The following is a 9,146-nucleotide window of genomic DNA, read 5'->3' as shown; positions in this document are numbered from 1 at the left end:
GCTCCTGCTCTTCCTCCTCCTATGTTATCTCACCCTTGAAGCGGATTCTTTACAGGATATTTTGGATTGACTTCGATTATTTTTCGATACGTGCAACCTGTGACTACTAATCAACATCTAATGCTACACATAGGCTGGTAACCAGTCATAAGGTCAGTTTTACATTTATCATAAATGACTTTCTAAATTTTTGCAATTCATTATTTTGCATACTACTTACTATAGCAACCTTATTTAGCCTTCAACCCATCCTAATTTATTATGATCCAGCTGCATACCATTAACAAATATTATTCTATAGGTCACAACAAATTGCATGTGTTAAAAGGTATTGATCTTCAAATTAAGGCTGGAGAACTAGTGTCTATTATGGGATCTTCAGGTTCTGGTAAATCTACCTTACTGAATATTTTAGGTATTCTGGATACGTATGATTCAGGTGATTATCTCTTGAATAACAACTCTATCAAGAATTTATCTCAAACGAAAGCTGCTTACTACCGCAATCATCTTTTGGGTTTCGTATTTCAGTCTTTCAATCTTTTGTCTTTTAAAAATGCTCTGGAAAATGTGGCACTGCCTTTATATTATCAAAAAGTAAGTAGAAAAGAGAGAAACAAATTAGCATTGGAGTACCTTGATAGGGTTGGCTTAAAAGAATGGGCTGAGCATTCTCCCAATGAACTATCTGGCGGGCAAAAGCAACGGGTAGCCATCGCACGGGCATTAATTTCCAAACCTAAAGTAATTCTAGCGGATGAACCTACCGGCGCATTAGACACCAAAACATCTTATGAGGTAATGCAAATTTTTAAGGAGGTTAATCAGCAAGGCATGACTGTTATTATTGTAACTCATGAGAATGATATTGCTGATATGACTGATAGAGTGATCCGGTTGAAGGATGGGGTGATTGAAAGTCACAATTACAGTACACAAGAATCTATAACAGTAACCAATTAATTAGTTACAGTCTGTTTAACACTTTTCTTTATGTTTGATCTGGACAAATGGCAGGAAATTTTAGGGACTATGCAGAAGAATAAGCTGCGTACTTTCTTAACCGCTTTTGGTGTGTTTTGGGGCATTTTTATGCTTGTTCTGCTGCTAGGTGCAGGTAAAGGAATGCAGAATGGCATAGAAGGTGAATTTGGTGCTTTTGCAACAAACAGTTTATGGGTTTGGAATGGACGCACATCTATGCCTCACAATGGCTTGCAACCCGGACGAGAAATTAATTTTAAAGATGAAGATCTGGCAGCTATCGGACGTGAGACTCAAGGCGTAGAAATTGTGGCGCCCCGTAATTGGCTGTATGGGGAATATACCTTAAGCTATAAAACTAAAAGCGGTTCTTTCCGTGTGCTAGGCACTTCGCCCGAATATTTTTCTATTGATGTGGTAAACCTGACTGAGGGCCGTTTGCTGAACCGCAATGATATGTTTGATTCCAGAAAAGTAGTAGTAATTGGCAACCGGGTAAAAGAAGTTTTATTTGGCGATCAGGAAGCAATTGGCCAGTATATCAATATTAAAGGTGTTTTTTTTCAAATAGTAGGTGTATTTAAAAAAGAAGGTAATAACGGTAGGTTCGAAGAAAGAGCTTTTATTCCTTTTACCGTGTACCAGACGGTATTTAACCCAAGCCACAATGTACACAACATTGCATTAACTGCCAAAACCGGTATTGCTGCTAAAGAACTGGAAGAACAGGTAAAAAAAATATTAGCTAAACGGCATAGATTTAATCCGGAAGATGAACAGGCCATCGGCATGAATAACAATGAAGAGAATTTTAAACGGTTTCAAGGGTTATTCAGTGCTATCCGTATGTTTGTTTGGGTGGTAGGTGTAGGCACACTCATAGCAGGGATTGTAGGTGTAAGCAACATTATGCTCATTATTGTGAAAGAACGGACCAAAGAAATTGGTGTCCGCAAAGCAATTGGCGCTACTCCCTTCTCTATAGTAAGTTTGATTATTCAAGAGTCAATTATAATTACCGCTTTTTCGGGGTACCTAGGTTTACTGGCAGGCGTGGGTTTATTGGATGGCATCCGATACCTGATTGAATCTACCGGAGCCAAACTGCCTTTCTTTACCCGGCCAGAAGTGGATTTAGGCGTGGCCTTATCCGCTACTATTATTCTAGTGATTGCCGGGGCCATTGCAGGGTTAATACCAGCTATAAAAGCAGCACAAATTAAGCCCATAGAGGCTTTGCGGGCAGATTAATTACTATATACTTCTTACAATTTACTAAAATAGTACTGTCACAAACATACCTATACCATGTTCGATTTAGATAAATGGGGAGAAATTTATGCCACTGTAAAAAAGCATAAGCTACGGACAGCCTTAACGGCCTTTGGTGTGTTCTGGGGAATTTTTATGTTAGTAGTATTATTAGGAGCGGGCAATGGTTTTGAAAATGGCGTTGTAGGAAGCTTTGATATTGCCAAGAATACCGTTTTTGTATGGTCTCAACGCACCAGTATTCCTTACAAAGGGTTAAAGGCCGGCCGATTCATTCCCTTCACTAATGACGATGTAATTGCTATCCGGCAAAGCATTCCTGAAGTAGCTATTTTGGCTCCACGTAATAATATGCAGGGAAACTTTACTGTCAACAGAAATAATAAGAATGCCTCTTTTAGTGTATACGGAGAATATCCAGACTACACTGGTGTAAAACCAGTAATAATGATTGATGGACGTTTTATTAATACTCTGGACATAAAAGATAGACGAAAAGTAGCCGTGATCGGCACCAGGGTACAAAAAGTGTTATTTGGTGACGATAATCCAGTTGGTGAATATATAAGTATTAAGGGAGTTTTCTTTAAAGTAGTAGGTATATTCAAAGGCCGGGGTAGTGCAGAGGATAATCAGGAAGATGCACAAACAATATTTATCCCAAGTACAACATTGCAGCAAGCTTATAATCAATACAACCGCGTAGACTTTTTTGCTATGGTGCCACAGGATGGTATTCCTGCTGAAGTGATAGAAAAGAAGGTAAAAACGTTGCTAGCGCAGCGGCACAATATTCACCCAGACGATGTACGGGCGCTAGGGTCTGCAAATGTGGAAGAAGAATTTAACCGCATACAAGGGTTGTTTATTGGTATTAAAGGCTTTAGCTGGGTAGTTAGTATCGGAACTATTATCGCCGGCATCATAGGCGTAGGGAATATTATGCTGATTGTGGTGAAGGAACGTACCAAAGAAATAGGCATACGCAAAGCGCTGGGTGCTACACCCTGGTCCATCATCAGTCTTATTCTGCAAGAGTCAATCGTAATTACAGGCGTAGCCGGATATGTTGGTTTGGTGACGGGAACAGGTTTAATCGCTTTAATTAACTTTTTGTTAAAGAAAAATAATGCTGAAGGAGAATTCTTTGCAAATCCGGAGGTAAACCTTACTATCGCCGTTACAGCCCTATTGTTGCTTGTTATTTGTGGAGCATTAGCCGGCTTAATTCCGGCAACTAAAGCAGCTAATATAGATCCGGTGGTTGCGTTGCGTGACGAGTAGTTGGTTGTAACCTATATACTTTATACTATTTAATATCATTTGCACATAAATATATCTCCTTAACCCATGAAAAAGGTAATTCTTAGTATTGTCGGATTAGTATTTGTAGGCCTGTCAGTTTGGCTGGGATACTATTTCTATAAGAAATCCAAAACAGACCCTGTTGTTTATAAAACTGAAAATCCCTTTGTTACCACCATTGTTAAAAAAACAGTAGCTACTGGGTCTATTATTCCACGTAGAGAAGTAGCTATCAAGCCTCAGGTATCCGGAATAGTAGAGGAATTGTATGTAGATGCAGGACAAACGGTAAAAGAAGGCCAGTTGATAGCTAAAATTAAGATTGTTCCAAATATAGTAAGTGTAAACAACGCCGAAACTTCCCTGGAAACTGCCAGAATCAATTTTGAAAATTCCAAAAAAGAGCTGGACCGCAGAAAAGGTTTATTCGAACAGAAAGTAATAGCCGAACAGGAATATAATCAATTTCTGGTTGATTATGACTTAAAAAGAGAAGCGTTGCAGGCCGCTGAAACTAATCTGCAATTGGTAAGAGAAGGGGCTTCCAAAAGAAAAGGACAAATATCTAACTTGGTGTATTCTCCGGTGCAAGGAATGCTGCTGGATGTACCTGTAAAAGTAGGTACTTCTGTAATTGAACGGAATACCTTTAATGCCGGAACCACCATTGCCACCGTAGCGGATATGAAAAGTTTGATATTTGAAGGATTAGTAGATGAGTCGGAAGTAGGTAAAATAAAAGAGGGTATGGATCTTAACCTGATAATTGGAGCCTTAGAAGGCCGTACCTATAAAGCTATGCTGGAATATATTGCTCCAAAAGGAGATACGTCTGAAGGTGCCATTAAATTTAAGGTACGTGCTAAAATGGAACTAGATGACAAAGATTTTATACGCGCCGGGTACAGTGCCAACGCAGACATTGTGCTAGATAAAAAAGACAATGTGCTGGCCGTAAAAGAAAGCATGCTGCAATTTAAAAAGGATAGCACTTTCGTAGAGGTGGAGACCCAACCGCAGCAATTTGAAAAGCGGCTGGTAAAAACTGGTATCTCTGACGGAATTAATATTGAGGTAGTGTCGGGTTTGGGAAAGAAGGATAAAATTAAAGTAGTCGAAGCGCCAGGAGCCACAAAAGGAAGCTGATAACGATTTTTTTAGGTTAATAAAAGGTTTAATAAATTTCATCAAGCAGAACCGGTTGAGTACAGCCGGTTTTGCTTTTTTTAAACAGCATAGTAGAAACGAGGCATAGTGATTTATTGATTACCTGTCAGCTTTTCCTACTACCTTCCAAATGGAATCAGTAAAATACTGCTTACTATCAAATAAGTTCATTTCTACCTCGTAGCCACAAAAATCAGCTAATTCTTCTATTTCTTCCAGGGTAAATTTGCGGGAGTTTTCCATATGAATCGTCTCCCAGGCTTTAAAATCGAAACCTCTGCCAAAAGCTTCAATATACACATATTGCGCTTTATTGCTAATAACGTAACTTTTGACAAAGCCTGAAACCGGATCATAACTGGCATAAAACTCAAAAGAGTCCAGATTAAAATTACCGCCAAGCTCTGTGTTGATGCGGCGAAGTAAATTTTTATTGAACTGGGCTGTTACACCACTTTTGTCATTGTAGGCATTCCGGATTATTTCTGCATTTTTTCGCAGATCAAATCCAATTAACAATCTGTCGTCTGCATCTAGCAATTGCCAGATGTTGGCCAGGAACAGCCTGCACTCTTCTATGCTGAAGTTGCCAATATTAGATCCAAGAAATAAAACCAGTTTTTTTCCTTGTACGTGTTCGTGTATCCAGTGTAGAGCTGATAAATAGTCAGTGGCTACACTTCTGGTGGCAAGCCGCGGGTATTTTTGCTTCAGTTTTCTTATCAGGTCATCTACGGCATACGAAGAAATATCTACCGGAATGTATTCAAACCCTATGTGTTGCTTATAAAAATGATCTATAAAAATACCTGTTTTCGAAGCGTCTCCTGCACCCAGGTCAACTATATGAAAGTAGTCTTTCCGGCATAGCTCCAGTACGGTGTTTTTGTGTTCTTCAAAAATTTCTGCCTCACAACGGGTGGGGTAATATTCTGGCAGATCCATAATTTGCTCAAAAATCTGGCTGCCGGTGGTGTCATAAAAATACTTGGATGAAAGTTCTTTAGGATGTTTTAATAAGCCGCTGAACACATCATAAGCAAAGGTATTAGGCTGAAAAACAGGTATAGTTTGTTTTTCAGTAGCTTGAATAACATTCTGTCTGGACTGCATGAGCAGATTTAGCTAGGTAAGGGTATTATGTAAAGAAATAAACATGGAAATTGCTGGCAACTTTCCGCAGGCCGGAAGTATAGTTACTTTTTCCAGTTTGAATATAACGACTGGTAAGCTTGATTTGTTCGTGCGGAATCTTTGTAATTAACCAGCATATAACTGTCTGCAGTTTTGATATATAGAAATGGCGGATTGTCGGAAATCAGGTACAATCTTCCATCTCCCCATTCTTGTAGCTGAAATTTTCCCTTCCGGACATCCCCATACCCAAATCCATTCTTTTTCCACTCAATAGGAGGAATAGCCGTTAGCAGTTTTACTTCCTGAATATTTTCCATTTTTTCTGTAGTACCGTAGATTCCGGAAATGCTTATTTGTTGCGGCGTAATGCTAATAATCGCAGGTTTGGAGCTATAAAATATTCCGATAGCAATCATACTTAGAATAGCCAGTAAAGGTAAACCTAATGCCAGGCCCATTCCGATAGAAATACCACGGTCGGTGCCCTCAGGGTTTACTCTGTATTTCTGCCCAGTCCATAGCAGATACAGACAAAGCAAAATAGGAATCAGCGTTATACCCAAATGAACCGGTAAAGCTAAGCCAGCCCATGAACCTATGCCAAAAAGGAACATTGCTACCCCTGCAGCAAACAGAGCTATGCCCATGGAATGGCTAAGCCCCACAATGTCAACTTTTGCTTTTTCTTCCGGGGAGGCCGTATTGTACCCGGCAATAAGCCAGTACCATTTAGCATATTTTATTAAGTAGCCTAGAGTGATAAAAAACAATCCTAAACCAATTAGAATCCAGTTCATAATCCGAAAACGTTCAAGTGATGGCTATAGAAACAATATACGGAAAAAACAGATCTGTTCCCAGGCTGGCTTTACTCTGCCAGGCGGATACCGGCAAACTGCCACTGTGCATTAGGCGGGAAAAAATTCCGGTAGGTGTGCCGCATATGGTTATAAGGCGTAGCACAAGAACTTCCGCGGAGTACCATCTGGTTCATCATAAACTTTCCATTGTATTCCCCCAAAGCACCCGGTGCAATACTGAACCCAGGATAAGACAGATACGCACTATTGGTCCACTGCCACATTTCCCCAAAAAGCTGGTGGCAAAGCAAGCCGTCGTCTTTTTTAGCTTTTAAGGGATGAAAAAGCATTTTATCCTGACTATTTTCTGTCTGTAAAGCTGGGTTGTACTTCCGGGCTGCTATTTCCCATTCAAACTCGGTAGGCAAACGTTTACCTGCCCAGGCTGCATAAGCAGCAGCTTCGAAAAAACTGATGTGGCACACCGGAGCCTGCTTATCTAATTTAATGTCGCCATGTAACGAAAATTCATACCATTCGCCATCCCTGTTTTCCCAATATAGCGGATGCTGCCATTGTTCAGTTTTCACCAATTCCCAGCCTTCGGATAACCAGTGCCGGAAGTCCGTATACCCGCCAGCTTCTACAAACTCCAGGTATTCGCCATTGGTTACTAATTTGTTTTGTATATGAAAAGCATTCAGAAATACCTTGTGTACGCCTAGTTCATTATCAAAACAAAAATCATTGCCTTTGTGCCCTATTTCATAAATGCCTTCTTCTACCGGAAGGAAAACTGTTTTTACAGCCTGCTCCGGATGTACAGCCGGAAATACAGGTGTATGGTAGACCGGCCTGATGTAATTACAAGAGAGTATATACTTTAAATCTGTCACCAATAGTTCCTGATGCTGCTGCTCATGATTACACCCTATTTCAAGCAGTTCCACGCATTCCCGTTCATCCGCTGAGGTGATATAATTTTCCAGCCGGTTCATCTGCTCATTTACATAAGCACGGTAGTCATATATCTCATTCACGGTAGGCCGGGATAAAAATCCCCGGTGATTGCGGGCGGTACGGGCACCTACATTGTTGTAGTAAGAATTAAACAGAAAATTATAATCCGGATGAAATGGGGTGTAACCGGGAATGAACCTGCTCAAAAGAAATGTTTCGAAAAACCAGGTAGTATGCGCCAGGTGCCATTTCGGAGGACTCACATCTACCATTGGCTGAGGTAAATAATCTTCAATGGCCAAAGGTTTACAAATGTCTTCCGTCATCTGGCGGGTGTGCCGGAATTTTTCCAGTATATCGGTAACAGGATGAGCAATGGTGGAATGTACAGCGTTCATATAATTGCGAAAAGGTGGTTTTATAAGCAGGAATTTAACAAGTTTACCTGCTTTATACATACTATAAAATGAGCAAATTGTTTTATGATATATACTGATCAGATTACCTGTTGAAAACAGGAATTGATAAAGCCATATACTGTAGAGATATAACTGGTGAATGTGTATTATAGGTTATTTCCCGTTTTTTACAAAAGCAATATTCCGCTTTAAGCCCTCTAGTTTAGTGCGTTTTACGGCTGAGTTTTTGAAAAGTCTGTTAAACACTTCTGCCGTAATTTCTTCCCAATCTTTTTTTGTCATCTCCAGCAAGCCGGAAGCCGGATTAAACTGTGGTTCCTGATGAGGTTGGGAGAAGCGGTTCCAGGGGCAAACGTCCTGGCAGATGTCGCAGCCGAAAATCCAGTTTTCGAACTTACCTGTTACTTCAGGTGGAATCTGTTCTTTTAATTCAATGGTGAAATACGAGATACACTTACTGCCATCTACCACATAGGGTTCTGTAATGGCATCGGTGGGGCAGGCATCTATACAACGGGTACAGGTGCCGCAATAATCTTTTACCGGGCCATCATATTCCAATTCCAGGTCTATAATAACCTCGGCAATAAAAAAGAAGCTACCCATCTGCCGGTTTAGCAGATTAGCGTTTTTACCCACCCAGCCCAGACCGCTTTTCTTTGCCCACACTTTATCCATTACCGGGGCAGAATCCACAAATGCCCGTCCGTTTACTTCGCCTACTTCCTCCTGGATGTACTGAATCAGTGTTTTGAGCTTGTCTTTTATCACAAAGTGGTAATCAGTGCCATACGCATATTTGGATAGTTTGTAGTCCTCTTCACCAGATGCTCGTTCTTTCTCCGGATAATAATTTAACAGCATCGAAACTACCGATTTGGCACCCTCTACCAGCAGCCTTGGGTCCAGCCGTTTATCGAAATGATTGGCCATATAGTGCATTTGACCATGCTTATTGGCATTGAGCCAGTTTTCCAGGCGGGGAGCTTCTTCTTCCAGAAAGTCTGCTTTGGATATGCCACAATACTGAAAGCCTAGTTCATAGGTTTTTTGTTTAATCAATTGCGTATATCTGGCTTTGGCCGAAGCAAGCATAAGTTAT

8 protein-coding genes are annotated in these 9,146 nt (G+C 40.5%); 4 read left to right on the top strand and 4 right to left on the bottom strand.

The window, feature by feature from the left end; all coding sequences use genetic code 11:
- The first annotated feature begins 261 nt into the window (after nt 1-261).
- From Q0590_RS28970 to Q0590_RS28955, 4 genes are all read left to right on the top strand, one after another.
- Nucleotides 262-963 carry an ABC transporter ATP-binding protein gene (locus Q0590_RS28970; RefSeq protein ID WP_302041142.1) on the top strand — a complete coding sequence of 234 codons (702 nt, stop codon included), beginning with the start codon at nt 262-264 and terminating at the stop codon, nt 961-963.
- A gap of 30 nt (nt 964-993) precedes the next feature.
- On the top strand, nt 994-2,235 hold the full coding sequence (locus tag Q0590_RS28965) for an ABC transporter permease (protein WP_302041141.1): 1,242 nt from the start codon (nt 994-996) through the stop codon (nt 2,233-2,235).
- A gap of 57 nt (nt 2,236-2,292) precedes the next feature.
- Nucleotides 2,293-3,540, top strand: a complete 1,248-nt coding sequence (locus Q0590_RS28960; protein WP_302041140.1) for an ABC transporter permease — start codon at nt 2,293-2,295, stop codon at nt 3,538-3,540.
- Between the two features lie 66 nt (nt 3,541-3,606).
- A complete protein-coding gene (locus Q0590_RS28955; protein WP_302041139.1) occupies nt 3,607-4,707 on the top strand; it encodes an efflux RND transporter periplasmic adaptor subunit in 1,101 nt (366 codons plus the stop codon).
- A gap of 120 nt (nt 4,708-4,827) precedes the next feature.
- Here Q0590_RS28955 and egtD read toward each other — a convergent pair whose 3' ends face one another.
- The 4 genes from egtD to queG form a co-directional block, all read right to left on the bottom strand.
- Nucleotides 4,828-5,841, bottom strand: coding sequence for an L-histidine N(alpha)-methyltransferase (gene egtD / locus Q0590_RS28950; RefSeq protein ID WP_302041138.1), 1,014 nt, complete (start codon nt 5,839-5,841; stop codon nt 4,828-4,830).
- A gap of 83 nt (nt 5,842-5,924) precedes the next feature.
- Entirely contained in the window at nt 5,925-6,662 is a 738-nt protein-coding gene (locus tag Q0590_RS28945) for a DUF3784 domain-containing protein (RefSeq protein ID WP_302041137.1), read from the bottom strand.
- A gap of 71 nt (nt 6,663-6,733) precedes the next feature.
- A complete protein-coding gene (gene egtB / locus Q0590_RS28940) occupies nt 6,734-8,023 on the bottom strand; it encodes an ergothioneine biosynthesis protein EgtB (protein ID WP_302041136.1) in 1,290 nt (429 codons plus the stop codon).
- A 174-nt stretch (nt 8,024-8,197) separates the two neighbouring features.
- Nucleotides 8,198-9,139, bottom strand: coding sequence for a tRNA epoxyqueuosine(34) reductase QueG (gene queG, locus Q0590_RS28935; RefSeq protein ID WP_302041135.1), 942 nt, complete (start codon nt 9,137-9,139; stop codon nt 8,198-8,200).
- Nucleotides 9,140-9,146: the final 7 nt, after the last annotated feature.

The organism is Rhodocytophaga aerolata, from assembly GCF_030503435.1.
GTDB classification, from domain to species: domain Bacteria; phylum Bacteroidota; class Bacteroidia; order Cytophagales; family 172606-1; genus Rhodocytophaga; species Rhodocytophaga aerolata.
This window is presented reverse-complemented; position numbering and strand designations above follow the sequence as displayed.